This window comes from Streptomyces sp. NPDC023723 (genome assembly GCF_040639815.1).
Lineage (GTDB): Bacteria > Actinomycetota > Actinomycetes > Streptomycetales > Streptomycetaceae > Streptomyces.
The window spans coordinates 19,297-45,667 of record NZ_JBFAAP010000031.1; the positions used below are offsets into that span (position 1 = coordinate 19,297).

The 26,371-nt window shown below is 73.6% G+C and carries 28 protein-coding genes; 24 read left to right on the plus strand and 4 right to left on the minus strand.

Annotated elements, in window-relative coordinates; genetic code table 11:
* The first annotated feature begins 50 nt into the window (after window positions 1-50).
* The 17 genes from phnE (at window position 51) to AB0G32_RS27040 (ending at window position 15,048) form a co-directional block, all read left to right on the plus strand.
* Entirely contained in the window at window positions 51-761 is a 711-nt protein-coding gene (phnE, locus tag AB0G32_RS26960) for a phosphonate ABC transporter, permease protein PhnE (protein ID WP_361168431.1), read from the plus strand.
* Between the two features lie 236 nt (window positions 762-997).
* Window positions 998-1,729 (plus strand): GntR family transcriptional regulator, encoded by a 732-nt coding sequence (locus AB0G32_RS26965; RefSeq protein ID WP_361168434.1) that lies wholly within the window; start codon window positions 998-1,000, stop codon window positions 1,727-1,729.
* Between the two features lie 62 nt (window positions 1,730-1,791).
* Window positions 1,792-2,232: a phosphonate C-P lyase system protein PhnG gene (phnG, locus tag AB0G32_RS26970; RefSeq protein ID WP_361168437.1), complete on the plus strand. Its 441-nt coding sequence runs from the start codon at window positions 1,792-1,794 to the stop codon at window positions 2,230-2,232.
* Between the two features lie 88 nt (window positions 2,233-2,320).
* Window positions 2,321-2,989: a phosphonate C-P lyase system protein PhnH gene (gene phnH, locus AB0G32_RS26975; RefSeq protein ID WP_361168440.1), complete on the plus strand. Its 669-nt coding sequence runs from the start codon at window positions 2,321-2,323 to the stop codon at window positions 2,987-2,989.
* A 1-nt stretch (window position 2,990) separates the two neighbouring features.
* On the plus strand, window positions 2,991-4,085 hold the full coding sequence (locus AB0G32_RS26980) for a carbon-phosphorus lyase complex subunit PhnI (RefSeq protein ID WP_361168443.1): 1,095 nt from the start codon (window positions 2,991-2,993) through the stop codon (window positions 4,083-4,085).
* On the plus strand, window positions 4,082-5,284 hold the full coding sequence (locus tag AB0G32_RS26985) for a carbon-phosphorus lyase complex subunit PhnI (RefSeq protein ID WP_361168446.1): 1,203 nt from the start codon (window positions 4,082-4,084) through the stop codon (window positions 5,282-5,284). The genes AB0G32_RS26980 and AB0G32_RS26985 overlap by 4 nt, the downstream gene beginning before the upstream one ends.
* Window positions 5,281-6,252 (plus strand): alpha-D-ribose 1-methylphosphonate 5-phosphate C-P-lyase PhnJ, encoded by a 972-nt coding sequence (locus AB0G32_RS26990; RefSeq protein ID WP_361168449.1) that lies wholly within the window; start codon window positions 5,281-5,283, stop codon window positions 6,250-6,252. Before AB0G32_RS26985 ends, AB0G32_RS26990 begins: the two co-directional genes overlap by 4 nt.
* The gene (locus AB0G32_RS26995; RefSeq protein WP_361168452.1) at window positions 6,249-7,097 is read left to right on the plus strand and encodes an ATP-binding cassette domain-containing protein; all 849 of its coding nucleotides are present in this window, start codon (window positions 6,249-6,251) and stop codon (window positions 7,095-7,097) included. The genes AB0G32_RS26990 and AB0G32_RS26995 overlap by 4 nt, the downstream gene beginning before the upstream one ends.
* Window positions 7,098-7,105: 8 nt before the next feature.
* Entirely contained in the window at window positions 7,106-7,915 is an 810-nt protein-coding gene (locus tag AB0G32_RS27000; protein WP_361168455.1) for an ATP-binding cassette domain-containing protein, read from the plus strand.
* Window positions 7,912-9,132: an alpha-D-ribose 1-methylphosphonate 5-triphosphate diphosphatase gene (locus tag AB0G32_RS27005; protein WP_361168458.1), complete on the plus strand. Its 1,221-nt coding sequence runs from the start codon at window positions 7,912-7,914 to the stop codon at window positions 9,130-9,132. Before AB0G32_RS27000 ends, AB0G32_RS27005 begins: the two co-directional genes overlap by 4 nt.
* A gap of 5 nt (window positions 9,133-9,137) precedes the next feature.
* Window positions 9,138-9,989 (plus strand): inositol monophosphatase family protein, encoded by an 852-nt coding sequence (locus AB0G32_RS27010; protein ID WP_361168460.1) that lies wholly within the window; start codon window positions 9,138-9,140, stop codon window positions 9,987-9,989.
* A 189-nt stretch (window positions 9,990-10,178) separates the two neighbouring features.
* Window positions 10,179-10,538, plus strand: coding sequence for a hypothetical protein (locus AB0G32_RS27015; protein WP_361168463.1), 360 nt, complete (start codon window positions 10,179-10,181; stop codon window positions 10,536-10,538).
* Window positions 10,539-11,211: 673 nt separating this feature from the next.
* A complete protein-coding gene (locus AB0G32_RS27020) occupies window positions 11,212-11,433 on the plus strand; it encodes a hypothetical protein (RefSeq protein WP_361168466.1) in 222 nt (73 codons plus the stop codon).
* 83 nt (window positions 11,434-11,516) lie between these two features.
* Window positions 11,517-12,122, plus strand: coding sequence for a MauE/DoxX family redox-associated membrane protein (locus AB0G32_RS27025; RefSeq protein WP_361168468.1), 606 nt, complete (start codon window positions 11,517-11,519; stop codon window positions 12,120-12,122).
* A 21-nt stretch (window positions 12,123-12,143) separates the two neighbouring features.
* The gene (locus AB0G32_RS27030) at window positions 12,144-12,686 is read left to right on the plus strand and encodes a hypothetical protein (RefSeq protein WP_361168471.1); all 543 of its coding nucleotides are present in this window, start codon (window positions 12,144-12,146) and stop codon (window positions 12,684-12,686) included.
* Window positions 12,683-14,566, plus strand: a complete 1,884-nt coding sequence (locus AB0G32_RS27035; protein ID WP_361168474.1) for an ABC transporter ATP-binding protein — start codon at window positions 12,683-12,685, stop codon at window positions 14,564-14,566. The genes AB0G32_RS27030 and AB0G32_RS27035 overlap by 4 nt, the downstream gene beginning before the upstream one ends.
* Complete coding sequence (locus tag AB0G32_RS27040) at window positions 14,563-15,048, plus strand: S26 family signal peptidase (protein ID WP_361168477.1); 486 nt, start codon at window positions 14,563-14,565, stop codon at window positions 15,046-15,048. The genes AB0G32_RS27035 and AB0G32_RS27040 overlap by 4 nt, the downstream gene beginning before the upstream one ends.
* A 46-nt stretch (window positions 15,049-15,094) precedes the next feature.
* On the opposite strand, the gene AB0G32_RS27045 is transcribed toward AB0G32_RS27040, so the two are convergent.
* The 3 genes from AB0G32_RS27045 to AB0G32_RS27055 form a co-directional block, all read right to left on the minus strand.
* A complete protein-coding gene (locus AB0G32_RS27045) occupies window positions 15,095-15,652 on the minus strand; it encodes a TetR family transcriptional regulator (protein WP_361168480.1) in 558 nt (185 codons plus the stop codon).
* Between the two features lie 10 nt (window positions 15,653-15,662).
* Window positions 15,663-16,247, minus strand: a complete 585-nt coding sequence (locus AB0G32_RS27050; RefSeq protein ID WP_361168483.1) for a sugar O-acetyltransferase — start codon at window positions 16,245-16,247, stop codon at window positions 15,663-15,665.
* Between the two features lie 61 nt (window positions 16,248-16,308).
* On the minus strand, window positions 16,309-17,529 hold the full coding sequence (locus AB0G32_RS27055) for an MFS transporter (protein ID WP_361168486.1): 1,221 nt from the start codon (window positions 17,527-17,529) through the stop codon (window positions 16,309-16,311).
* A 143-nt stretch (window positions 17,530-17,672) separates the two neighbouring features.
* On the opposite strand from AB0G32_RS27055, the gene AB0G32_RS27060 reads away from it, so the two are divergent.
* The 6 genes from AB0G32_RS27060 to mnhG all read left to right on the plus strand — a co-directional run bounded on the left by AB0G32_RS27060 (window position 17,673) and on the right by mnhG (window position 24,551).
* Window positions 17,673-20,591, plus strand: coding sequence for a Na+/H+ antiporter subunit A (locus AB0G32_RS27060; protein ID WP_361168489.1), 2,919 nt, complete (start codon window positions 17,673-17,675; stop codon window positions 20,589-20,591).
* Window positions 20,592-20,829: 238 nt separating this feature from the next.
* On the plus strand, window positions 20,830-21,588 hold the full coding sequence (locus AB0G32_RS27065; RefSeq protein ID WP_361168492.1) for a Na(+)/H(+) antiporter subunit C: 759 nt from the start codon (window positions 20,830-20,832) through the stop codon (window positions 21,586-21,588).
* On the plus strand, window positions 21,585-23,285 hold the full coding sequence (locus AB0G32_RS27070; protein ID WP_361168495.1) for a Na+/H+ antiporter subunit D: 1,701 nt from the start codon (window positions 21,585-21,587) through the stop codon (window positions 23,283-23,285). The genes AB0G32_RS27065 and AB0G32_RS27070 overlap by 4 nt, the downstream gene beginning before the upstream one ends.
* On the plus strand, window positions 23,282-23,881 hold the full coding sequence (locus tag AB0G32_RS27075; protein WP_361168498.1) for a Na+/H+ antiporter subunit E: 600 nt from the start codon (window positions 23,282-23,284) through the stop codon (window positions 23,879-23,881). The genes AB0G32_RS27070 and AB0G32_RS27075 overlap by 4 nt, the downstream gene beginning before the upstream one ends.
* 26 nt (window positions 23,882-23,907) lie before the next feature.
* Window positions 23,908-24,195: a monovalent cation/H+ antiporter complex subunit F gene (locus tag AB0G32_RS27080; protein WP_361168627.1), complete on the plus strand. Its 288-nt coding sequence runs from the start codon at window positions 23,908-23,910 to the stop codon at window positions 24,193-24,195.
* Entirely contained in the window at window positions 24,192-24,551 is a 360-nt protein-coding gene (gene mnhG, locus AB0G32_RS27085; RefSeq protein ID WP_361168501.1) for a monovalent cation/H(+) antiporter subunit G, read from the plus strand. The genes AB0G32_RS27080 and mnhG overlap by 4 nt, the downstream gene beginning before the upstream one ends.
* Here mnhG and AB0G32_RS27090 read toward each other — a convergent pair.
* The gene (locus AB0G32_RS27090) at window positions 24,548-25,036 is read right to left on the minus strand and encodes a MarR family transcriptional regulator (protein WP_361168504.1); all 489 of its coding nucleotides are present in this window, start codon (window positions 25,034-25,036) and stop codon (window positions 24,548-24,550) included. The two genes, mnhG and AB0G32_RS27090, sit on opposite strands and share 4 nt — an antisense overlap.
* A 56-nt stretch (window positions 25,037-25,092) precedes the next feature.
* Between AB0G32_RS27090 and AB0G32_RS27095 the strand changes: the two genes are divergently transcribed.
* On the plus strand, window positions 25,093-26,364 hold the full coding sequence (locus tag AB0G32_RS27095; protein WP_361168507.1) for a multidrug effflux MFS transporter: 1,272 nt from the start codon (window positions 25,093-25,095) through the stop codon (window positions 26,362-26,364).
* Window positions 26,365-26,371 lie beyond the last annotated feature (7 nt).

Genomic DNA, 26,371 nt, shown 5'->3' on the forward strand with positions numbered 1-26,371 from the left:
CGCCGCACGGCGCCGCCGTACGCTCTTGGCTCGCTCTGGCCGCGGTCCTCGTGATCGCCTCGGCCGCACGGTCGGACGTCTCCTGGCAGGCACTGAGCAGGGGCGCCGAGCCCCTGTTCCCGACCTTCGGCGACTTCCTGCCGCCGGGCACCGGCGGCATCGGCGACACGCTGCTCGAAGACCTGTGGGTGACCATCCAGATCTCCCTCGCCGGCACCATGATCGGCCTGGTCCCGGCCGTCGTGCTGGGTGTGCTGGCGGCCGGCAACGTGGTGCGCGCGCCGCGCGTCGCCCGCTTCTTCCGGACCGTCATCCTCCTCATCCGCGGCATACCGGAACTGATCCTCGCCATCGTCTTCGTCGTCGTCACCGGGCTCGGCCCGGTCGCGGGCGCCCTGGCCCTGGGCATCGGCTCCATCGGCCTGCTCGGCAAACTCGTCGCGGACTCGCTGGAAGAGGTGGAACCCGGACCCGCCAGGGCCCTGCTGGCCACCGGGGCCCGGCGGCCCCAGATCTTCTTCGGCGCCATTCTGCCGCGGGCCTGGCCGGCGATCGTGGCCCACCTGCTGTACCAGCTCGACGTCAACTTCCGCTCGGCCACCCTGCTCGGCATCGTCGGCGCGGGCGGCCTCGGCTACGACCTGCTCAACGCGGCCCGGGTGCTGGAGTTCGGCGTGGTCACCACCGTGGTGCTGATGGTGCTCGCCGTCGTCCTGCTGGTGGAGGGCCTCGCGGTGTGGCTCCGGAAGGTGTACGCCTGACCCCGCCTGACCCCGCCTGACCCCGCCTGACCCCGCCCGGCCACCACCGCCGCCGCCACCGCCACCTTCCACGGCCCGCCCGGCCCAGCCGGGCGGGCCGTCGGCGTGGCGGGGACGAGGGACCCGGGGACCGGGGGCAACGGCGTGCGACAAGTGTTCCTGCTGTTCACCTGCGTGCGGACAACCGATGGCATGCGGCTACTTGTACGGACAACTCCGGGACGCACAGTCGAAGCGTGGCCAACAGAAGCAGGTACGCAGAGATAGCCGAAGTGCTCGCGGCCGAGATCGCCGGCCGGCCGACCGGCACCAGGGTCTCCAGCGAGCACGAGATCGCCGCGCGCTTCGACGTCAGCCGGGCCGCCGCACGCGCCGCACTCCAGGAACTGGAGGGCCGGCTGCTGGTCCGCCGGGTCCGCGGCGCCGGCACCTTCGTCAACCGCCCCATCGACTACGTGCTGTCCCAGCGCCGGGCGCCGTCCCTGCACCAGACGGTGCGGGACGCCGGAGCCGAGGCCCGCACCGTCGTACGCGACATCCGCCGCGTCCCGCTCGCCGGGGAACCTGCCGAGCGGCTGGAGCGGCCGGACGGCACCCCCGCGCACCTGCTCACCCGCCAGAACTACATCAACGGACTGCTCAACGGCTGGTCCCAGGAGTTCATCCCGGTGGACCTGCTGCCCGAACTGGACGCCGCCGTGCACGCCGTGGAGTCGCTCGACGCGATCCTGCGGCAGATGTGCGGGGTGGCCCCGGTCCGGTCCTGGTGCCGGGTCAGCAGCGTGCTGCCCGGCCCCGAGGCCGCCACCGGCCTGGAGACCGACCGCCACCGGCCGGTGTGGCTGGTGGAAAGCGTCAGCCGAGACGCCCCGACCGGCAGGCCCGTCATGTGCAGCAGCACCTGGAGCCGGCCCGACGGCACCCGCATCATCGTCGAGCTCGACGGCCCGGCCCCCAGCGGTCACTGACCCGCGAGCCGGACGACCGCGGCACCGGACCACGCACCACCGCAACAGAACAAGGAGACCGCGTGTCCCCCACACCCACGCGCGAACGGCGCTGCGAACTGCTCGCCGCCGCCGCGCACGAGGAAATCGTCCCCCTGGCCGAACGGCTCCTGGCCGACGGCACCGCCCCCGAACCCACCGTCCTGAAGTCCCCCGAGACCGGCATGGTCGTCCTCCAGGTCCGCGAGCCCGTCGAGGAGACCCGCTTCTACCTCGGAGAAGTCCTCGTCACCGAGTGCTCCGTCGAGGTCGGCGGGGTGCCCGGCTGGTGCATGCGCCCCGGCGACGACCGGGTCGCCGCCCTCGCCGGAGCCCTGCTCGACGCCGTCGCCGCCGCCGGGGGCCCGGTGACCGAGGAGATCGACGCCCTGTGCGCCGCCGTCGCCGAACGGCGCGCCGCCGAGGACGCCGCGGAGTGGTCCGACGTCACCGCGACCACCGTCGTCTTCGAGGAACTGGCGTGAGCGTCCCCGTGCCCACCGCGGCGCCGGCCGCCGCCGAGCGGACCCGCGACGCGCGCCGTACCCCCACCGCAGTCTCCGAGGAGCCGGCATGACCGCCCCCACGACCGGCACCGCGCCGGCCCGTCCCGAGCCCGCCGCCGCGCCGACCGCCGCCCAACGCGTGCGTGACCTGCGCCGCTCGCCCCGCAGGTCGCAGCGCGACTTCACCGCCCTGCTCGACGTCCTGGCCCGGCCGGGCCGCGTCCGCCGCCTCGACGCGCCGGCGGGCGCCCCGGCCGCCGCGGTCGCCGCCTGCGGCCTGATCGACGTAGAGGTTCCCACGCACGTACTGACCGGCCCGAACCCGGACGACGCCGCCTGGGCCGAGGCGGTGCACGCCGCCACCGGCGCGCCGCGCGCCGACCTGCCCGACGCCCGTACCGTGCTCGCGCTGCGCCCGCTCACCGCGGCCGACGTCGCCGCGTTGCACCGGGGCAGCCCGCTCGATCCCGAGACCGGCGCCCGGGTCTTCGCCCGGGTCGCCGCCCTCGACGGGCCCGGCCCGCACGACGTGCGCCTCTCACTGACCGGACCGGGCGTCCCGGACGGCACCGAGCGCGTCCTCGCCGTGCGCGGCCTCTCCGCCGGGACCGTCTCGGCGCTGGCCGACGCCAACGCCGCCTACCCGGCGGGGGTGGACCTGTTCCTCGTGGCCGACGACGGCTCCGTCGCCGGACTGCCCCGTAGCACCCGCGTACACCGCGCCGGGGAGGTCTGACATGGGCTACTCGGGAGTGCGCGGCGGCCAGGAGGCCATCGCCGCCGCCGAACGCCTCGTACGCCGCGACCGGTTCGGCGGCACCAGCCCGTGGCTGGAGCTGGACCAGATCACCGGCCGGCTCGGCCTGGCCGTCGACCGGGTCATGGGCGAGGCCGGGCTGTGGTCAGCCGGTCTCGCGGCCCGCGCGATCCGGCAGGCCCGCGGCGATGTCCTGGAGGCCGCGCAACTGCTGCGCGCCCACCGCTCCACCCTGCCCCGCCTCGCCTACAGCCTGCCCGTCGCGACCACCGTGCTGCGCCCGGTCCGCCGGATCGCCCCCGCCCACCGCAATCCGCCCGGCGGCCAGCTCCTCGGCCACACCACCGACTACACACCCCGCGTCCTCGACGTCACCGACGACGCCCCCGCCGCTGCCTCGGCCCCCGCCCCCGGCGCCGGTGTGCCGGCGGACGCCGTGCACGGCGTCCGGACACCGGACGCGGCGACGGCACAGGCGGACCGGCACGCCGGCGCCATGCCCCCCGGCCTGCTCGCCGACCGGCGCGACCCCGCCGACCCCGGCCCCTACGACATCACCCGTTCCCCGGCCCGCCCCGGCACCCCGCGTTCGGCCCGGCTGACCGCGCTGGCCCGCGCGGAGACCGGCTCGCTGACCCACCTCTGGTACACGGTCACCCGCGCCCCGCGCCACGATCAGCCGGAGATCCCCATCGAACTCCGCCGCGGCCGGCTGCCCCTGCGGGTCGCGCACCCCGTCACCGGCGGACCGGTGACGGTGGCCGAGGTCCGGGTGACCGAGGCCCGTACCGTCCGCCCCGACCCGCGGCCCCGCCCGGACGGCAGCCGCTTCGACACCGGCTACGGCCTCTGCCTCGGCGACAACGAGGCCAAGGCCCTCGCCATGGCCGGCCTGGACCTGCTGGTGCACCGCGACGGGGCCACCGACCGACTGGAGCAGAAAGTGCTGATCGCCCTGGACGGCCCGGAAGCCTCCGGGTTCCTGGAACACCTCAAGCTGCCGCACTACGTGGACTTCCGGTCGACCGTCGACCGAGTGCGCGCGGTGCGCGCGGCGGCGGAGGCCCGGCCGTGAACGTGCCCGCGACGACTCCCGCCCCCGCCCCGCCGGGGCTGGACCTGGACCAGATCACCGAACGCCTCGACCTCGCCGTGGACCGCGCGATGGGAGAGGGCGGGCTGTGGGCCCCCGAACTGGCCGCCCGCGCCGTCCGCCAGGCCGAGGGCGACCCGGTGGACGCCGCACACCTGCTGCGCGCCCACCGCACCGCCCTGCCCCGGCTCGCGGTGTCCGAGCCGGTGCACACCACCGAACTGCGTGTCGTACGGCGGATCAGTTCGGCCTTCCGCAACCCGCCCGGCGGCCAGGTTCTGGGCCGCACCCTGGACTACGTCGGCCGCCTGCTCGACCTGCTCCCGGAGGACGAGGGCCGCGCCCGCCTGGCCGACACGTCCGGGGGAACGGCACGGGAGCACGACGGACCCGAGCACGGGCACGTTCACGAGGACGGCCACGGTGACCACCAGAGCCACGAGCACGGGCACGGGCACGGTGACAGCCACAGCCACAGTCACAGTCACAGCGACGGCCATGACCACGACCACGACCGCAGTCGCAGTCACGAGCACAAGCCCGCCGCTCCTGTCGAACGCACCCCGGGCCACGTCCTCTCCGTCTTCCGCGAGATGGGTCTCGTCGCCCCCCTCCCGGACGAACCCGACGACCCGGAGCCGTACGACATCACCCGCCGCCCGGCCCGTCCCGGTGCCCCGCGCTCGGCGTGGCTGCAGACCATGGCCCGCGCCGACACCGGCTCGCTGCTGCACCTGTGGTACGGCTCCGACTGGCGCCCAGCCGGCCACGAGGTCCCCGGTGAACTGCGCCACGGCGCCCTGCCGGTCCGGGTCACCCACCCGCACACCGGCCGCGCCGTGACGGTCACCGAGGTCCGGGTCAGCGAGGTGCAGACCTTCCACAGCCTGCCCCGCGCCGGTGAACTGCGCCAACACCTCGACGTCGGCTACGGCATCTGCCTGGGCCACAACGAACGCAAGGCCATCTCCATGGCCGGCCTCGACCTGCTGCTGGCCCACCACGAGGGCGACCCCGACGCCGCCGACCTCCAGTACGACGTCCTGCTCACCCTCGACGGCCTGGACTCCACCGGTTACGTCCAGCACCTCAAGCTGCCGCACCACGTGGAGTACCGCTCCGTCCTGGAACGTGCCCAGGCCGCCCACCAGGACGCCACCCCACCCGGAGACACCGTATGACGACCCCGCCCGCCCCCACCCGTACCGGCGCCCTCGCCGGCCCGGCCCCCCGCCCCGGCATCTTCGACGAACTGTCCAAGCGCGAGATCCGCCGCGCCATCCTCACCGGCATCGCCGTCCCCGGCTACCAGGTCCCCTTCGGCTCCCGGGAGATGCCCGTCGCCCGCGGCTGGGGCTCCGGCGGCCTCCAGGCCACCCTCGCCCTGGTCGGCGAGGACTCCAGGCTCAAGGTCATCGACCAGGGCGAGGACGCCGGCGTCAACGCCTCCAACCTGCGCCGCCTGGTCACCGGGCACACCGGCTGCGAGGAGGAGACCGACACCCGCGCCGCCGACGTCGTCCAGTCCCGGCACCGCATCCCCGAACAGCCCCTCACCGACGGCCAGATACTGGTCCTCCAGGTGCCCGGCGCCGAACCGCTGGCCGCCATCGTCCGCGACATGGACGAACAGCGCCGCATGCACGCCGAGGCCGACTACAGCAAGATGTGGGTGCGGCTCTACGAGGACATCGTCCACAACGGCCTCATCACGGCGGCGGCCGGCTACCCGGTGCTCGTCGAGGGCCGGTACGTGATGACGCCGAGCCCGATCCCGCGCTGGGACGTGCCCAAGCTGAACCGGTCCGAGGCCATCACCGTCCTGTCGGCCGGCCGTGAGAAGCGGCTGTTCGCCGTCCCCCCGCACACCCGGGTGGAACCCCTCACCTTCGACGACCGGCCCTTCGAGGTCGAGTACACCCCCGGCGCCGCCTGCCGGCTCTGCGGCTCCGACGACACCTACCTCGTCCAGGAACCCGGTACCGACGGCACGTTCAGCAACTGGGTCTGCTCCGACACCGACTTCTGCACCCGGCGCCGCACCGGTGACGCCCCCGCCGAGGTCGCCGCCGGCCCGGCCGCACTGGCTCGGGCGGTACTGGACGGACGTACCCGGCGCGCCACGCCAGAACAGGAAGCCACCGCATGACCACGCACACCCCCTGGGCCCTGAAGGTCACCGGCCTGGGCCGCATCTACGGCGATCCGGGCCCCGCCTCCCTGCCGGGCACCGGCCCCGAGCACGGCACCGCCGTCTCGCCCGCGACCGGCGCGGTCGTCGCCGCCTGGGACGTCTCCTTCGACGTCGCCCCCGGCGAGGCCCTCGGCATCATCGGCGAGTCCGGCTCCGGCAAGTCCACCGTCATGCGGTGCGTGGCCGGCGACGAGACCGCCACCACCGGCGGCATCGCCCTGCGCTCGGTCGCCGACGGCACCGTCAACCTCCGCGACCTCGCCCCGTCGGACCGGCGCAGGCTCCGTCTGAAGGACCTCGCCGCCGTCTACCAGGACCCGGCGGCCGGACTCAACCTCGACGTCACCGCCGGCGGCAACATCGCCGACCCGCTCACCGCCGCCGGCCGGCGCCACTACGGCGACATCCGCGACCGCGCGGCGGAACTGCTCCAGCGCGTCGAGGTACCCCTCAGCCGCATGGACGACCTCGTACGGAACTTCTCCGGCGGCATGCGCCAGCGCGTCCAGATCGCCAAGGCCCTCGCCAACGACCCGCCCGTCCTCCTCCTGGACGAACCGACCACCGGCCTCGACGCCTCCGTCGCGGCGGGCGTACTGGACCTGCTGCGCGGCCTGCTGGAGGAGACCGGGGTGGCCGCCGTGGTCGTCTCGCACGACTTCGGCGTGATCGACATGCTCACCCGCCGGGTGCTGGTCATGCAGCACGGCAGGGTCGTCGAGGCCGGCCTGACCGACCAGCTCCTGGAAGACCCCCAGCACCCCTACAGCCAGCAACTCGTCGCGGCGGCCCGAGGATGACCAGCACAGTGACCACTCCCACGAAAGCTCCCGGCGTCTCCGAAGCCCCCGAAGTCCCAGACGACACCGTCCTGTCGGTGCGCGGCCTGTGCAAGGACTTCCGGCTGCACACCATCGACGGCCGTGTCGTCGGTGCCCTGCACGGCGTCGACCTCGACGTCCGCCCCGGCGAACACGTGGCCCTGGCCGGCACCTCCGGCGCCGGCAAGTCCACCCTGCTGCGCTGCGTGCACCGCACCTACCTCTCCGGCTCGGGACACATCTGGTTCCGCACCGCGGACCACCGGCTCCTCGACGTGGCCGCGCTGCCCGACGCCGAGGCCGCCGACCTGCGCGGCCAGGAGATCGGCTACGTCTCGCAGTTCCTGCGCCCGCAGCCGCGCCGCTCGGTGCTCGACATCGTCACCACCTCCGGCACCGCCCGCGGCATGGACCGCGACACCGCCCGCGAGGCCGCCGCAGCGGCACTCCAGCAGGTCGGCATCGCCGAGCACCTGTGGGACACGCACGCCACCGTCCTGTCCGGCGGGCAGAAGCAGCGCGTCAACATCGCGGCCGGCACCATCGCCCCGCCCCGGCTGCTCCTCCTCGACGAACCGGTCTCCGCCCTCGACCCGGCCAACCGCGCCGCCGTCCTGGACCTGATCGCCCGCCTGGAGGAGACCGGCACCGCCGTCCTCTCCGTCTTCCACGACCTCGACGCCATCGAGCGCCTCGCCACCCGCGTGGTGGTACTCGGCGGCGGCCGGGTGCTGGCCACCGGCACCCCCGGCGACATCCTGCACGACCCGAACCTGCCGCTGGAGGTGGCCCGATGAGCCGCTACGTGTTCACTCACGCCCGCGCCGTACTGCCGGACCGCACCCTCGACGACGCCCTCGTCGTCGTCGAGGACGGCCGGATCACCGACATCGCCCCCGTCACCCCGGGCGCGGTGCCGGCCGGCGCCCGCGACCTCGGCGGCGCGCTGCTCCTGCCAGGCATCATCGACACCCACAGCGACGCCCTGGAGAAGGAGCAACGCCCGCGCCCCACCGTGGAGTTCGAGCCCGGCTTCGCCGTGCGCAGCTTCGAGGGCCGGGTCCGGGCGGCCGGCGTCACCACCATGCACCACGCCGTCAGCTACCAGACCAACGTTCTCAAGGACCGCACCATCGACCGCTCCCTGGCGCTCGCCACCGCGGTCGGCGAGCGCGCGTCGGCCGGCGTCGGCCTGGTCGACCACCGGCTGCTGCACCGCCTCGACGCCCGCGACGCCGACGCCCTCGACGTCCTCAAGGGCGTCCTGGCCGGCCTGCCGCCCACCGAGCCACCCCCGTTGGTCTCCTACGAGGACCACACCCCCGGCCAGGGCCAGTACCGCGACCTGGACACCTACCGGGAGACGATCCAGCGGCAGGAGAACCTCTCCGCCGAAGCGGCCGACGTCTGGGTGCGCCGCCGCATCGAGGAACGCGCCGACGGCATCCCGCAGCGCGTCCGCACCCTCGCCCACCTCGGCGAGGAGGCCGCCGCCGGACGCATCCGGCTGCTCGCCCACGACGTGGAGAGCGCCGCCCAGGTCATGGAGGTACGGGCCGCGGGAGCCGCCGTCGCCGAGTTCCCCACCACCCGGGAGGCCGCCCGCGCCGCGAAGGACGCCGGGATGCCGGTCGTCGCGGGCGCCCCCAACGTACTGCGCGGCGGCTCCCACAGCGGCAACGTCGGCGCCGGGGAGCTCATCACCGAGGGCCTGGTGGACAACCTCTCCAGCGACTACATGCCCACCACCCTCCTCGCCGCGGCGCTGGGCCTCGCCGAGCGCGGCGTGATACCACTGCACACGGCCGTGGCCCTGATCACCTCCGGTGCCGCCCGTACCGCCGGGCTCACCGACCGGGGCGCCCTCGTCCCGGGGCTCCGAGCCGACCTGATCGTCGTCACCCCCGACGGCGGCCGTCCCACCGTACGTATGACCCTGCTCGCGGAGGAGTCCCGGGACGGCGACGACACCCCGGTCTCCGTCGCCCGACTGCTCAGCACCACAGGACGGTGACCACCATGACCACTTCCGCACCCACCGACCCGGCCGTCCACCCGGCCCTCACCGCCGCCGCGCACGCGGCCCTCGACGCCTACGCGGCCGCGCGCGCCGCGCACGACCGCGCCACCCTCGCCGAGTCCGTGGCGACCGGCGCCGACGGCACCCCCACCATGCGCATCGACCGCCTGGTCGAGGACGCGGTGATCGACGCGCTGCGCCCGCACGGCGTCAACATCCTCTCCGAGGAGAGCGGCTGGATCGACCACGGCAGTGCCGCCTCCCTGGTCATCGACCCCCTCGACGGCTCCGCCAACGGTGCCGCCGGGGTCCCGCTGACCGCGTTCGCCGCGGCCGTCGCCGTCGACGGCGAGTTCACCGAGGCGTACACGGTATGGCTCGACACCGGCCGCGGCTGGTGGGCCCACCGCGACCAGCCGGTGCCCTACCGCACCTCGGGCCGCAAGGAACTGTCCGGCGCCGCGCTGTCGATGCTGCGCCCGCACACCGCCAAGCCCGGCCCGGCCGCCGCCTGGTGGGCCGCCGCCTCCCGCGCCGCCCGGGTCCGCATCCTGTCCACCACCTGCCTGGAGGCCGCGCTGGTCGCCGAGGGCGCCACCGACGCCTTCGCCGACGCCTGCTCCGACACCCACCGGCTGGTCGACCTCGCCGCCGCGGCGGTGATGGTGCCGCGCGCCGGGGGAGTGGTCCTGGACGCCCGGGGACGCCCGATCGCCTTCGACACCGACCTCACCCGCCGCTGGTCCGGCATCATCGCCGCCACTCCCGAACTCGGCGCCGAACTGGCCGACGTACTCACCACGGCGGCGGACTCGGCGACCCCCGCGCCGGCCCCGGACGACGGCCGCTGACAGAGATCCGATCGAACGCGTTGGGAAGTGCTCGTCCTCCCGCGTGACACTCCCGGACAGCGCAGTTCCCGACGTCCGGCTGTCCGGGACTGTCCCGGACAGGGCGCAGCCCTGTCGCGCGACGTCCTGGTGCGGCCATTCTCTGAGCCCGTGCCCCGGACCTGGGGCGCTGTCAGCAGAGGAGGAGACATGCGCATCCGACGCGCTCTGGCCACCGCCGCGGCGACCGCCGCACTCGCGGGGGGCCTCGCCGCCGCACCCGCCGGCGCGGACAGTGGTGGCGGGAGCGGCACCGCGGCGATCTGCGACGTGGTGCCCACTTACTACTCCTGGGACTCGGTCGTCGTCCGCCACGCAACAGCCCCGTTCCGCGACGGCCCCTACGCCGAGTGCGACGGGAGCACGAGAAGCGCCTCGTCCTACCTCGACGCGTACTGCCGGTACCGGAACAGCTATGGCAACACCTGGTACTTCACCTACTACGGGTGGGTGTACAGCACGCATGTCACCCGCCCCAACGGTGAACCCGTCTGGTGCGACATGTCCTGAACCGCGGCCGGCACCGCACCCCGCCCCGCCCCGGGAGCCTTCCGCGGCGGGGCGTTGTGCTGGGTGCGGTCCGGGTCAGGACGCGGGTTCACGGCGGAGCCCCTGATCGACACGCATCCCTGTCCCGCCACGCGCAGCACGTACGTGTCGCTGCCGTATCCCCCGGACGGCTCGATGTGGAACGCGCTCCACTGGACGCGATACGTGTCCCCGCCCAAGGGCTCCAGCAGGGTTCCCCGCGGAGAGACCTCGTCGCACGGTCGCTGCACGGCCACCAGGGGGGTGTACTGGTGGTCTCGGACACGGCCGTCCGTCAGGCACGGAGGCGGCCGGCGCTTCCGGACGCGGTGACGTCCTTCCGCGCAGGACGTCGGCGAGCGTGCTGCGTGCCAGCACCTCACCCCGCTGCGCCGCGCGCTCCTCCAACTCCCGACAGGTGTGCCCCGAGCGCTCCTTCAACCGGCGCGGCAGCGCGATGAATTCAGGGACATCATGCCGGGTTCGGTCTCGTCCGGACTCCGGACGAAACCCCGGACAAGTACCCGGACAAGCGGCTCACCTGGGCGGACACAGGCGAGCTGTCCGGGACGGCAACCGCCCCTTGCTGTCATCGATCCGCTGTCAGCAGTCTCTGACGGGCACAGCGTCCCATGGGACTACGAAGGAGCGACCCATGCTGACAAGGCTGGAAGAACTGGGCGGCAGGATGCTGAACCTGCTGATGCCGCGGGTGGACGCGTCCGCCGCGGCGGAGTGCACGTGCACCGAGTGCGTGCAGGGCTCCGGCTGCTCGTCGACCAAGGGCCGGTACTACCACAGCGCACCCTGCGGCTCCTCCAACTGGGTGTTCGTCCGGTGCGCGAACTGCGCCCCCGGCTCCGGCAGTTGCATCTGACGGCTGCCGGTCACCTCGGCTGTGCGGTGGGCAGCCGCCCACCGCACAGCTCCGTTCTGATCCCTGCGCCGGGAGGCGGACCGATGGAATATCTGGTCACGGGAGCCCGTGCCCTGCTGGCACTGGTGTTCCTGGTGTCCTTCGTCAGCAAGATCACTGGACCTGCCGCGTTCACCGGATTCCTCGGCTCCGTCCGGGCGATGGGGGTGACCAGCCCGGCCCTTCTGCGTCCGGTGGCCCACACGGTGATCGCCGCGGAGGCGGCCGTGTGTGTCCTGCTGGCGCTGCCGGCGCGGAAGGCCACCACAGCCGGGTTGCTTGTCGCCGCGGTTCTGCTGACGGCGTTCACCGCCGGCATCGCCGCGGCCGTACGCCGGGGAGCCACTGCCCCCTGCCGCTGCTTCGGCGCCTCGACGACGCCCGTCGGTGTCGGGCACATCGTGCGCAACTCCGTGCTCTGCGCCGTCGCGGTGACCGGGGCGCTGGCCGGACCCGCGGCCGGTGCCGCCGGGCCGGGCGGACTGGTGGTGGCCGCTATCGGCGGGACGGTCGTCGGAGCGGTCGTCACCCAACTCGACCACGTCCTCGCCCTGTTCCGCCCGCTGCCCCGCGACGCCGCTCGCGAGCGCGCCGCCGATACCGGTCGCCGGCCGGGGCGACCGGCAGGCCCGGCCCGGAACCGCACCTGACCACTCAGCCAAGGAGTCCCCATGCCCGTACTGACCACCTTTGTGGCCCTCGTCGGAATCGTCTGCGCACTGGACCTGGTCCTCACCCTCGGAGTCGTGAAACGCCTGCGGGAGCACACGGAACTGCTCGGCGCCGTGCGAGGGGAGCCGGCGCGCCTCGAAGTCGGCGAGGAGGTCGGCGGGTTCGACACGTCCACCACCACCGGGGAGATGTTGACGCCCGACCTGTTGGCCGGGCCGGTCCTCTTCGGAGTCTTCTCTCCGACCTGCGAGCCCTGCAAGGACAAGCTTCCCCGCTTCGTCGAGTACGCGCGGCGAGCGGACGGCGGGCCTTTCTCGGTGGTCGCGACCGTCGTCGGTGACGCCGACGCGGCCGCCGACTTCGTGGCCGAGCTGAGTCAGGTCGCGCACGTCGTGGTCGAGGAGTCCGGCGGGGCGATGAGCACCGCGCTCGGGATACGGGCCTTCCCGAGCGTCCTGCTGGCCGAACGCACCGCCGACGGCCGACTCGTCGTCGTGGACGACGACGTCGCCCTCGTCCGCCCGGCCGGCCTGACCGCGTGACCGGCGGCCCGGCCCTCGCCGCCGTACCGCGTCGCTCGGGCCTGTCACGCTTCACCCGGCACGCGGTGGCGGCGATCGCGCTGGCCGCCCGGGCAGCTCCGGCGGTCTTCACCGTCCATGTGCTGCTGACGCTCGCCACGGGCGCGCTGCCCGTGGCAGCCGCTTGGCTGACCAAGCTAGCCCTGGACGGCCTGACCGAACACGGCACCTCGACGGTCGCGCTCGTGAGCCTGGCGACGGGACTCGCGGTTGTCGGTCTGCTGACCGCGGTGATCTCGCACACGAACGACTATCTGCGCGGGCAACTGGAGCGATCCATCGGCCTGTTGACACAGGACCGGCTGTTCACCGCCGTCAACCGCTTCGTGAGCCTGGAGCGGTTCGAGAGCCCGGCCTTCCTGGACCGGCTGCGGCTGGCGCAGCAGGCGAGTGCCATGGGACCAGGCCAGGTGATCAACGGAATGCTGGGCCTGGTTCAGGCCGTACTGACCGTGACCGGCTTCCTGGGTTCCCTCTACTCGCTCAGCCCCGCCACGTCCGTGCTGGTGCTGGTGACCGGGATTCCCGCGCTCGTCGCCGAGCTGATCCTGTCGCGGCAGAGGGTCCGCCTGCACTGGGGCCTGGGGCCGACGCAACGGCGGGAGATCTTCTACAACCAGTTGCTGTCGACCGTCGAAGCCGCGAAGGAGATACGGCTGTTCGCCATCGGCACCTTCCTCCAGGACCGGATGCTCACCGACCGGCGGACCGCCAACACGGCCAAGGCACTGCTGGAACGGCGGGACACGCTCGTCCAGTCGTCGCTGTCGCTGCTGGCCGCGCTGGTCTCCGGCGGCGGGGTGGTCTGGGTCGTCATGGCGGCGCGGTCCGGCCACCTCTCCGTGGGTGACATCGCCGTCTTCATCGCCGCGGTGGCGGGTGTGCAGGGCTCGCTGACCGCCGCCACGGGCCACATCAGCGGGTCTCACGAGGCACTGATGCTGTTCGAGCACTACCTGGACGTCGTCCACTGCGAGCCGGACCTGCCGGTCTCCGCCGCGCTGCCGCTGCCCGCACTGAGTGAGGGCATCGAGTTCCGGGACGTGTGGTTCCGGTACTCCGACGAGCACCCGTGGGTACTGCGTGGGGTCAGCTTCCGCATGCGGTACGGGGAGGCGGTGGCCCTGGTAGGTCTCAACGGTTCGGGCAAGTCGACTCTGGTAAAGCTGCTGTGCCGGTTCTACGATCCGACACGCGGCGCGATCCGCTGGGACGGTGTCGACCTGCGGGACGTCGACCCCGTCGTGTTGCGCACACGGATCGGCGCGGCGTTCCAGGACTACATGGCGTACGACATGACGGCCGCGGAGAACATCGGGCTGGGTGACCTGGACGCCTTCCACGACGAGGAACGGATCCGGGCAGCGGCGGAGCGGGCGGGCATCCACCGCAAGCTGTCCACCCTGCCACGGCGGTACGACACCCTGCTGTCCCGCCGCTTCGCCATGACCGCCGGGGACGGCGACCCGGCCACCGGGGTCGTGCTCTCCGGCGGCCAGTGGCAGCGACTCGCGCTGGCCCGCGCGTTCCTGCGGGACGGGCGGGACCTGATGATCCTCGACGAGCCGGCTTCCGGGCTCGACGCGCAGGCGGAGGCGGAGATCCAGCAGGCGCTGCGCGAACACCGGCATGGGCGGACCAGTCTGCTGATCTCGCACCGGCTCGGCTCGGTCCGGGAGGCCGACACGATCGTGGTGCTCTCGGCGGGCCGGATCATTGAACAGGGCGGCCACGCGGCCCTCATGGCGGCGGACGGGGAGTACGCGCGGTTGTTCGCCCTCCAGGCGTCCGGATACCGGGCGGAGGCGGCGCCCGGCCTGGAGGAGGCGGGCCGTCGGTGACGCCCCGTGCGCGCCGGGCGGTGTCCGCCGCCGGGCTGGGCCTGGCGGGCATCGCCGTACTGCTGCGGCACACGGTGGTACGGGTGACCGTGCGTGGCATCAGCATGGCGCCGGTGTACGAGGACGGTGCGCGGGTCCTCGTACACCGAGGCGGCCGGATCGCGGTGGGGCGTGTGGTTGTGCTGGAACGCCCTGGCCGGGGCACTGACTGGCCGTTGCCGTCAGTGGACCGCGCGGCCTCTCCCCGGGCGGTGGCGGCCAGGCGGTGGATCATCAAACGCGTGGCCGCGGTTCCCGGGGATCCCGCTCCACTGGACCGGGTGCCGGCCCTGGCGTGCTGCGCGGACCCGGTGGTACCGCCCGGCCGGCTCGTTCTGCTCGGCGACAATCCGACGAACAGCTACGACTCGCGCCACGTCGGCTACTTCCCGGTGGAACGGGTGCTCGGCACGGTGGTCCGGTTCCGGTTCCGGCCCGGGTGAAGCCGGCGGCCGGGCCCGCTGTTCGCCGCCGTGGGCCGGTGGGCGGTCAGCCGGACCGGCCGCCGGGTGTGGTGACGCGTCTGACGGCTTCCAGGGTCAGGGCGCGGTCGTGCGGGTGCTGGGCCAGTGCCCGGTGCAGGGTCAGGCCCTCGATGAGGGCGTCCAGTTGCCGGGCGGTGTCCGGGTCGAAGTGCTTCTCCAGGTGGGTGCGGCTGCGGGCCATCCACGTGTGGGTGAGTTCCCGGTAGGCGGGGCGCCGGGCGGCCAGGGTGTACAGCTCCTGGGTCAGTACCAGGTCGCGCTGGCTGCCTTCGGACAGGGTGTGGATGAGGTCGGTCACCGCCGCCCTGGCCTCCTCGCGGTCGGCCGGGGCGCTCAGGCACCGGTCGAAGAGTTCGACGATGTGGTCGGTGAAGCGGCGGAACGCCTCGCTCAGCAGGTCGTCCATGCCGTCGAAGTGGTACGTCATCGACCCCAGCGGCACGCCGGCGCGAGCGGCGATCCTGCGGTGCGAGACGCCGGCGACCCCCTCGTCGGCGATGAGGTCGAGGGCCGCGGCGAGGATGCGTTCGCGGCGCTGCGGGTCGGTGTGTCCGGTGGCCATGACGACAGCCTCACAGACTCCGCAGCACGCGGGCGGGATTGCCCACCGCGACGACGTCCGCGGGGATGTCCTTGGTGACGACCGCGCCGGCGCCGATCACGGAGTTGTCCCCGATGGTCACGCCGGCCAGCACGATCGCGCCGCCGCCGAGCCACACGTTGTCCCCGATGGTGATCGGCCGGGCGGCCTCCAGCTTGTCGCGGCGGGGCCCCGGCTCCAGCGGGTGGGTCGGCGTGAGCAACTGGACGTTCGGCCCGATCTGGCAGTCCGCGCCGATGGTGACCGCGGCGACGTCCAGGGCGGTCAGGTTGTAGTTGACGAAGGTACGGGCGCCGATCGTGATGTTGCTGCCGTAGTCGACGTACAGCGGCGGCCGCAGGTGTGCCTCCGGGCCGAGCGCGCCGAGCAGCTCGGCCAGGATCGGCCGGGCGGCGTCGGCGTCCTCGGCGTAGGCCGCCTGGTAGCGGGCGGCCAGGCGGACGGCCTGCTGCTGGCGGCGGGCGATCTCGGGGTCGTCGGCGATGTAGAGGTCGCCCGCCCGCATGCGTTCCAGGTTGCTGCGCGGGTCGTCCGCGAAGTGGTCCGTCGTCGGCATGGGCAGGAGCGTAGCACCGGGAGTGTACGGGCGTACCTTCCGGGCGGGGGAGCGGTGCCGGTCAGCGTGCGCGTGGGCGCAGTACCCCGGCGAGGACGATGACCAGGACTCCGGCCAGCGGTACCACCAGCAGGCCCAGGCGCAGGCCCGCGGCGTCGGCGACGAGGCCGACCAGGGGCGGGGAGAGCAGGAAGCCCAGGCGCATCAGCCAGGAGACGATGGTCAGCCCGGAGCCGGGTTTGAGGCCGGGCAGCGTGTCGGCCTCGTGCATCGCGGCGGGTACGAGGGTGGCGACGCCGAAGCCGGCGGCGGCGAAACCGGCGACGGTGCCGGGCAGGGTGGGCACGGCCAGGGCCAGGCCCATGCCGGCCGCGGTGATCAGGCCGCCGGCCCGGGCCACGGCGCGCTGCCCGAACCGGTCCACGAGCCGGTCGCCGATGACACGGCCGACGAACTGGGCGCCCACCAGGGCGATGTAGCCGCTCGCCGCGAGCGCCGCGGAGGCGTGCAGGGGGCCGGAGAGATAGAGGGCGGCCCAGGAGTTCCCGGCGTCCTCGACGAGGGTGCCGGCGGTGGCGATCAGGACGAGGGCGGTCAGTACGTACACCGTGCGGCGGGCGACGCCCGTGGGCCGGGAATCCCGGGCCGCGTGGCCGTCGGTCTCGGTGCCGATGCCGGTGTCGGTGTCGGGCCCGGTGTCGGGGCCGGGCAGGCAGTACCGCAGGGCGAGAGCGGCGGCGACGGTGAAGACGACCGCCGAGACCGTCAGATGCTGCCCGCGGGTCAGGTCCAGGGCGATGGCGGCGGCGGCCATGGCGCCGCCGGTGACGGCGCCGATCGACCACACCGCGTGGAACGAGTTGATGATGGAGCGTCCGTAGCGGCGCTGTACCCGCAGGCCGTGCGCGTTCTGCGCGACGTCGGTGACCGCGTCCATCGCCCCGGCCAGGAACAGGGCCGCCGCGAACACCGGCACCGAGCCCGCGGTGCCCGCGGCGAGGGTGCCGAGGCCGGTCAGCAGGGTGCCGGCGACGGCCACCCGCGCCGAGCCGAACCGGCGTACCAGCACCCCGGCCGCCAGCCCGGCCGCGACGGCGCCGGCCGGGAACGCGGCGACGGCCAGCCCGTAGCCGGCGTTGCCCATCCCGAGGTCGGCCTTGATCTCCGGATAGCGCGGCAACAGGTTGGCGAACAGGGCTCCGTTGGTGAGGAACAGCACGGCGACGGCTATGCGGGCCCGCCGTTCGGCCACCGAGGGCCCGGCCAGGATGTCGACTGTCATGGACGGGACCCTACCGGGAGAGCGTACGAACGTACACTACCGGGAATGTGCGGCTGGTACGGTCCGGCGGCTGCGGCGTGCCTGGGTACACAGGCGGCATATCCGATATATCACTGTCGGGTGCCCAGTCCCGGCGGACCCGTATGACCGCGCTCGTCCTGTGCCACTTCGCGCTCGCGCTGTGCGCCGCGCCGCTCGTGCGGTGGTGCGGGACGCGTGCCTTCCTGGTGCTGGCCCTGCCGCCCGCGGCCGCCACCGTCTGGGCGGCGGGCCGGTGGAGCACGGTGGCCGCGGGCGGCGCCGACACCCACGTATGGACCTGGCTGCCCGCCTACCGCGTGGACTGGGCGCTGCGCCTGGACGCGCCGGCCGAACTGATGGTGCTGCTCGCCGCCGGGGTGGGCACCCTCGTACTGGTCTACTGCGGCTCCTACTTCGACGACCGCTCGCCCCAGCTGGGCCGGTTCGCGGGCAACCTGCTCGCCTTCGCCGGGGCGATGCTCGGTCTGGTCCTCGCCGACGACCTGATCCTGCTGTACATCTTCTGGGAACTGACCACCGTCTTCTCGTACCTGCTGATCGGCCAGACCAGCGACCACAAACGCAACCGGCGCAGCGCCCTGCAGGCCCTCACCGTCACCACGCTCGGCGGACTGACCATGCTGGTCGGCTTCCTGCTGCTCGGCCAGGAAGCGGGGACGTACCGGATCTCGGCGATCCTCGCCGACCCGCCGCCCGCGTCCGGCGCGCTGTCCGCGGCCGTGGTGCTGATCCTCGTCGGCGCCCTGTCCAAGTCCGCGATCTGGCCGTTCAGCCTGTGGCTGCCCAACGCGATGGCCGCGCCCACCCCGGTCAGCGCCTATCTGCACGCCGCCGCGATGGTCAAGGCCGGCGTCTACCTGATCGCCCGGCTCGCGCCCGCCTTCGCCGAGGTCACGCCCTGGCGGCCGCTGCTGCTGATCCTCGGCTCCGCCACCATGCTGCTCGGCGGCTGGCGGGCGCTGCGCCTGAACGACCTGAAACTGGTCCTCGCCCACGGCACCGTCAGCCAGCTCGGCTTCCTCACCGTCCTCACCGGGGCCGGCCGGTACAACACCGCGATCGCCGCCACCGCCATGATCCTCGGGCACGCCCTGTTCAAGGCGCCGCTGTTCCTCGTCACCGGCATCGTCGACCACGCCACCGGCACCCGGGACCTCCGGCGCCTGTCCGGGCTGGGGCGGCGGCTGCCCGCGGTGTGCGCGGTCGCCGTGGCGGCCGGGCTGTCCATGGCCGCCGTACCGCCGCTGCTCGGCTTCGCCGCCAAGGAGGCCGCGTTCCAGACCCTGCTGGACGGGGACACCGCCGACCGCTGGGCGCTCGCCGCGACCGTCGTCGGCTCGGCGCTGACCACCGCCTACACCCTGCGCTACCTGTGGGGCGCCTTCGCCCGCAAACCCGGCGTCCCCGACACCCCCGCCCACCGCGTCCCGGCGGCCTTCCTCGCCCCGCCCGCCGTGCTGGCCCTCGCCTGCCTGGTCCTCGGCCCCGAAGTCGCCTGGCTCCAAGGGCTGTTCGGCACGTACGCCGCGCAGTTCCCGGTGCCCGCGCACCCGTACCACCTGGCGCTCTGGCACGGCATGGGGCCCGCCCTGCTGCTGTCCTGCGCGGCCTGGGCCGGCGGTGTGCTGCTGTTCCTCGCCGCCGGGCCCGTCGCGCGGACCGGGGCGAGACTCGCCTGGCGCTCCGCCGACCGGAACTTCGGCAGGCTGCTGCTCGCCCTGGAACGCACCGCCCTCCAGTGCACCGGCTTCGTGCAGCGCGGCTCGCTGTCGGTGTACCTGGTGACGACCCTGAGCGTGGTGCTGGCCGGGCAGATCGCCGTCCTGGTGGTGGACGAACCCTGGACCGGCGCCCCCGCCCCGCGGCTGTGGGACACCCCGGCCCAGGCCGCGGTCGCGGTCCTGATCTGCGCCGTCGGCCTGCTCTGCCTGGGCGTACGGCGCCGGATGAAGGCCGTGGTGCTGGCCGGGCTCACCGGCTACGGCACGGCACTGCTCTTCGTCCTCCAGGGCGCCCCCGACCTCGCCCTCACCCAGTTCTGCGTCGAGACCGTCTCCATGATCGTCTTCGTGCTGGTGCTGCGCCGGATGCCGGTGCTCTTCGAGGAGAACTTCGTCCTGCTGCGGCGCGCCCTGCGGATGCCGGTCGCCCTGGTGGGCGGCGCCGCCGTCGCCTTCGTCGTCTGGATCATGGCGGGACACCGGCGGGCCGGCGACTCCGCCGGGGACGCCATGGTCGAGGAGGTCGCCCACCACGGCCTCAAGGACGTGGTCGCCACCATCCTCGTGGACCTGCGGGCCTGGGACACGATGGGCGAGTCCGCCGTCCTCGCCGCCGCCGCGGTCGGCGTCACCAGCCTCATCTACCTGCACCGCCGCACCGACGGCGCCGACCAGCCGGTCCTGCCGCTGCCCGGCGACCACCCGGAGGCCGCCCTGCGCACCCAGGGCAGCGTCTCCTCGGGCACCCTGGCCGGCCTGCCCAGCGGCGACGAGAGCGCGCCGGAACGGACCTGGCTGGCGGCCGGCGCCACCCTCGCCCCCGAGCGCCGCTCCATCGTCCTCGAAGTCGTCGCGCGCCTCCTCTACCACCCGATCCTGGTCCTCTCCGTCTACCTGCTGATGTGCGCGGAGAACCTGCCGGGCGGCGGTTTCGTGGCCGGCCTGGTGGCCGGGGTCGCCTTCATCACCCGCTATCTGGCGGGCGGCCGGCACGAACTCGCCGACGCCGCGCCGTTCGCCCCCGGCCTGTTCACCGGCCTCGGCCTGTTCCTGTCCACGGCCGTGGCGCTCGGCGGACTCGCCGAGGGCACCGTGCTGCACGGCTGGACCTGGCACGGTCACCTCCCGGTGTGGGGCGACGTCCACCTGTCCACCGCCGTCCTCTTCGACTGCGGGGTCTACCTCCTGGTCCTCGGCGTCGTCCTGGACATCGTGCGCGCGCTGGGCTCCCGCATCGACCGGCACATCGAACGGGCCGCCGCCCAGCGCGCCCGGCGACGGGAGGCGGGTCCCGCATGACGGTCGGTTCTCTCCCGGACCTCGGGTCTCTTCCGGACCTCGGGTCTCTTCCGGACCTCGGCTCTCTTTCGGACCTCGGCTCACTCCCGGCCGTCGGCTCTCTCCCGGCCCCCGGCCGTGCTGTCCATTCCGGCCGTGCTGTCCATTCCGGCCGTGCCGTCCATCCCGCCCGCGCCGCCGATCCCGCCCGCGCCGCCCACCCCGCCCCACCCGCCCGGCGACGGGAGGCGGGTCCCGGATGACCGTCAGCCTCGCGCTCCTGGTGACCGCCGCCGTGCTGAACGCCGTCGGCGGTGTCCTGCTGCTCACCAGGTCCCTGACCCGCATCCTGCTCGGCGCCGTGATCCTCGGCAACGGCGTCAACCTGCTGGTCCTCACCTCGACCGGCAGCGCCGGCGACGCGCCGCTGCTCTACCCGAACGTCATCCGCAACCGCGTCACCGACCCGCTGCCCCAGGCCATCGCGCTCACCGCGATCGTCATCACCCTCGCCACCACCGCCTTCCTGCTCTCCATGGCCTACCGCAGCCACCAGGTCACCGGCTCCGACGAGATCCACGACGACACCGAGGACCGGCTGGTCGCGCTGCGCGCCGAGGTCCTGGACCGGCGCAGTGAACTGCGGTCGGGCTACCGCCGGGCGCGGGCCGAGCGCGGCACCACCCGGGAACAGCGCGACCGCTACCGGGCCGCCCGCAAACGGCTGCGCGAACGGCTGCGGGAGGAACGCGCCTACCAGGCCCGCGCCACCGACGTCTCCGGAAACCTGTGGAACGACATCCTCGGCGCCGACCCGGAGGACTACCGCGCGGGCCAGGAACGGGGCTCCACCGACGCCACCGGGCGCCCCGGCCCGGCCCCCGCCCGGGAGGCCGGCCCCTCCAACGACCCCGGGGAGACCGGCCGCGAGCCCGACGAGGACTCCGAGCGGCCGGGAAGTCCCGCTCCCGACCAGCCCGACGACCCCGAGGGCGCCGGCCAGGAAGGCTCCCCGTGAACGCGCTCGTCCCGCTCCCCGTCCTGCTGCCCCTCTTCGTCACCGGCCTGAAGCTCGCCATCGGGCCCCGGCTCCAGCGCTTCCAGCGGCTGATCAGCCTCGCCGTGCTCGGCGTGGTCTTCGTGCTCTCGGTGATCCTGATGATCACCGCCGACCGGCAGGGCCCGCTGCACGTGAACCTCGGCGACTTCCCGCCGCCGCTCGGCATCACCCTCGTCGCCGACCGGCTGGCCGGCCTGATGCTCACCGTGTCCAGCGCCGTCACCCTGCTCGTCCACCTGTACTCACTGGGCCAGGGCATGGCCGACCGCGACGACCAGACCCCGTTCGGCGTCTTCCACCCCGCCTACCTGATCCTGGTCGCCGGGGTCTCCTGCACGTTCCTCGCCGGCGACCTCGTCAACCTCTACGTCGGCTTCGAGATCATGCTCGTGGCCAGCTTCGTGCTGCTCACCATCGGCGGCACCGCGACCCGGGTCCGGGCCGGCGCCACGTACGTGATCATCTCCCTCTTCTCCTCGCTGCTGTTCCTGATCGGCATCGCCATGACCTACGCGGTGGCCGGCACCGTCAACTTCGCCCAGCTCGCCGGCCGCCTCCAGGAGGTCCCGGCCGGGGTGCGCACCCTGCTGGAGGCCATGCTGCTGACCGTCTTCGCCATCAAGGCGGCCGTCTTCCCGCTCGCCGCCTGGCTGCCCGACTCCTACCCGACCGCGCCTGCCCCGGTCACCGCCGTCTTCGCGGGCCTGCTCACCAAGGTCGGGGTGTACTCGATGCTGCGCACCCAGACCCTGCTCTTCCCCGGCCACCGCCTCGGCGACCTGCTGATGCTGGCCGCGCTCGCCTCGATGGTCATCGGCATCCTCGGCGCGGTCGCGCAGACCGACCTCAAACGCGTCCTGTCCTTCACCCTCATCAGCCACATCGGCTACATGGTCTTCGGCATCGGCCTGGCCGGCCGGGACGCACTGAGCGGGGCGATCGTCTACGTGGCCCACCACATCACCGTGCAGACCACCCTGTTCCTGGTCGCCGGGCTCATCGAACGGCGGGCCGGCAGCACCGAACTCACCCGTCTCGGCGGCCTCGCCAAATCCGCGCCGCTGCTCGCCGTGCTGTTCTTCGTGCCCGCCATGAACCTGGCCGGCATCCCGCCGCTGTCCGGCTTCATCGGCAAGGTCGGCCTGATGCGGGCGGGCGTCGCGGACGGCGGCGGCTGGGCCTGGGTGCTGGTCGCCGGCTCCGCCGCCACCAGCCTGCTCACCCTGTACGTCATGGCCAAGGTGTGGAACCTCGCCTTCTGGCGCGAGGCCCCGCCCGGATTCGCGGGGGAGGGGGTGGTCCTGGAATCGGCGGAGGACGACAGCGACGACGCCGGCGACTCCGACGACAGCGGCGACAGCGGCGACAGCGGTGGCTCGGACGGCGGCGGTGGCTCGGACGACCCTTACCGGAGGAAGAGATCAGGGGACCACCGGCACATCCCCGCCGGCGCCGTGGTCCCCGCCAGCTTCCTCGGGCAGTCCATCACCACCACCAAGCACCTGCCGTGGCCGATGGTCGTCGCCACCTGCGCCGCCGTCGCCCTCGGCCTGCTGTACACCGTGCTCGGCGGCCCGCTCACCACCTTCACCGAGCACGCCGCCGCCGAACTCCTCGCCCGCACCCCGTACATCGAGGCGGTGCTCGGCCGATGAGCGACCTGTTCCGGCACCGCTCCCCGTACAGCTGGTCCCTGCGCGTGGGCGGCGGACGGCGGGTCCTGGACCTGCCGCTCATCGCCTGGCTGACCGTCATCTGGAACCTGCTGTGGGGAACCGTGTCATGGGGCAACCTGGTCAACGGGATCATCGTCGCGGTCGCCGTCTGCCTCGCCTTCCCGCTGCCCGCCGTCGACCTCGGCCTGCGACTGCGCCCGCTGGGCATCCTGCGGCTGGGCGCCTGTCTGCTCTACGACATGTTCTCCTCCAGCGTCCAGGTCACCCGGCAGATCTTCGCGAAGGACCCCTGCCACGCGGCGGTCGTCGCCGTCCCGCTGCGCGGCCGCAGCGACCTGATGCTCACCGCCACCGCGGTCGCCGTCTCCAACGTGCCGGGCGGCTCCATCATCGAGGTGCGGCGCGCGACGGCCACCGTGTTCGTGCACGTCCTGGAGGCCGACGACCCCGGCGCCGTCGACAGCGCCAAGCGGCAGGTGTGGCGCATGGAGGAACTCGTCGCCCGGGCCTTCGGCACCGCCGGGGACATCGCCCTGGTCGCCCGGCCGGTACCGGAAGGGGAGCAGTCGCCGTGAAGACCCTGCACACCGTCGAGGACGGCATGCTGATCGCCTCGGTCGTACTCATCCTGGCCGCGGGCGCCCTGCTGCTGTTCCGGATCTGGCGCGGCCCCTCGATGCTGGACCGGGCGATCGCCCTGGACGTGGCCGCCGCGCTGATCATCGCCGGCATCGGCGCCAAGTCCGCGCACGACGGCGACGCCTTCTACTTCCCCATCATGCTGGTCCTCGCCTTCCTCGGCTTCACCGGCTCGGTGGGCATCGCCCGGTTCATCGCCGTACGCGACCGGCCCACCGTCCGGCCCGACGGCAAGGAGGACCACCGGTGAACCCCTGGGCCGAGGCCGCCGACCTGGCCGGCGCGTGCCTGCTGCTGCTCGGCAGCTTCCAGAGCCTGCTCGGCGTCATCGGCATGCTCCGCTTCCCCGACGTGCTCTCCCGCAGCCACGCCGCGACCAAGCCGCAGACCCTGGGGCTGCTGCTGGTGCTGGTCGGGGTGGCGCTGCGGCTGCGCAACGGCATCGACCTGGGCACCCTCGCGCTGATCGGCTTCTTCCAGTTCCTGACCGGCCCGGTCGCCTCGCACCTGGTGGCCCGCTCCGCCTACCGCACCGGCCAGACCGGCAGCCGGGGCCTGCTCCGCGACGACCTGGACCCGCAGCTCAGCGACGACGACGGCCGCTAGCGGCGGTTGCTCTCCATGATCTGCACCAGCCGCCGCAGCGCCCCCAGCACCCACTCCCGGTCCGCCCCGAGCCCCGCCAGCAGCTCGCCCTCGGCGGCCAGTTGCCGGGGGAAGAGGTCGTCCACGGTCCGGGCGCCCTCCGCGGTGATGGTCACCAGCACCGAGCGCCGGTCGGCCGGATTCGGGGTCCGCGCGATCAGTCCCCGCTTCTCCAGCTTGGCCAGCGTCTTGCTGACCCCCGCCGGGGACAGGCCCAGGCGTTCGGCGAGCCGGCGGGCGATGAGGGGCTGGGCGGCGTGCCGCAGCGGCACGAGGGTACCGATCTCGGCCGGGGTGAGACAGGCGCCCTCGTAGAGCGGGTCGAGCGCCTGGTCGAGCAGGCCGACCGCGTGCTTGAGCGCGGCCACCACCTCCATCGGCGAGGTGTCGAGACCGGGCAGCCGCGCCGCCCACTGGGCCCGGGTCTCGGCGGGGGAGGGGAACATGGCAACCGCCTCCGGCAGCTTCGTTAACTGGTGAACCATTGGTTATCGTTGCGCGCATGGTATCGCCGTCCCCCTCCCGAACCGCCGCGCCCGGCGCCGCCGCCCCGCTCGCCGTGCGCCCCGCGCTGCTGGTCACCGTACTGGCCGCGCTGACCGCCGTGGCACCGCTCGCCATCGACATGTACGTGCCGGGCTTCCCCGCGATGGGGGAGACGCTCGACGCGAGCAGTTCGGCCGTGCAGCTGACCATGACCGCGTTCCTCGCCGGCCTGGTCGTCGGGCAGTTGCTGATCGGGCCCGTCAGCGACAGCGTCGGACGCCGCCGGCTGCTCATGGCCGGCACCACCGGCTTCATCGTCTGCTCCGTCGCCTGCGCCGCCGCCCCCGACATCACCCTGCTGACCGCCGCCCGCTTCCTCCAGGGCGTCGCCGCGGCGGCCGGCATGGTGCTCGCCCGAGCCGTCCTCACCGACCGCTTCCAGGGCGCCGACCTGCCCCGCTACTTCGCGGTCCTCTCCCAGATCATGGGCGTCGCCCCGGTCGCCGCGCCGGTCCTGGGCGGTGCCGTCCTGTCGGTCTCCAGCTGGCGCGCGGTCTTCGCCGTCCTCACCCTGATAGGCGTCCTGCTGCTGCTCGCGGTGGTGCGCCGCGTTCCCGAGACCCTGCCGCCCGAGCGGCGGCACGGCGGCGGTGTCGGCAGCACCTTCCGCGCCATGGGCGCCCTGCTCGGCCGCCGGACCTTCATGGGGTACGTGCTCGTCCTCGCCTGCGTCTCCGCCGCGCTGTTCTCCTACATCAGCGGGTCCAGCTTCGTCTTCGAGGAGATCCACGGCGTCTCCTCGACGCTCTACTCGCTGATCTTCGCGAGCAACGCCGTCGGCATCCTGATCTCCGGCTTCGTCTTCCAGAAGCTGGCCGGACGGCTGCGGCTGAACACCCTGCTGAGCGCGGGCGTCGGCATCGCGCTGCTCGGCGCGCTGGCACAGGTGCTGCTGGTCGCCGCCGCGGGGGAGACCCTCGCCGGTACCTGGGCGACGCTGTTCGTGACCTGCTTCGGCATCGGCATGGTCTTCCCCGGCACCATGAGCATCGGCCAGTCACTGGCCCGGCACGCGCCGGGCGCCGCGTCCGCGCTGCTCGGCGGCTGCCAGTTCCTGTTCGGCGCCGTCGCCTCGCCGCTGGTCGGCCTGTTCGGCGAGGACAGCTCGCTGCCGATGGCGACGATCATGCTGGCCAGCCTGGCCGCGGCGGGGCTCGCCCTCACGGCACTCGCCCGTCCCTGGCAGGGACAGGGCGAACCGGAGGGCGGCCGTCCGGGCACCCGCTGACCGGCGG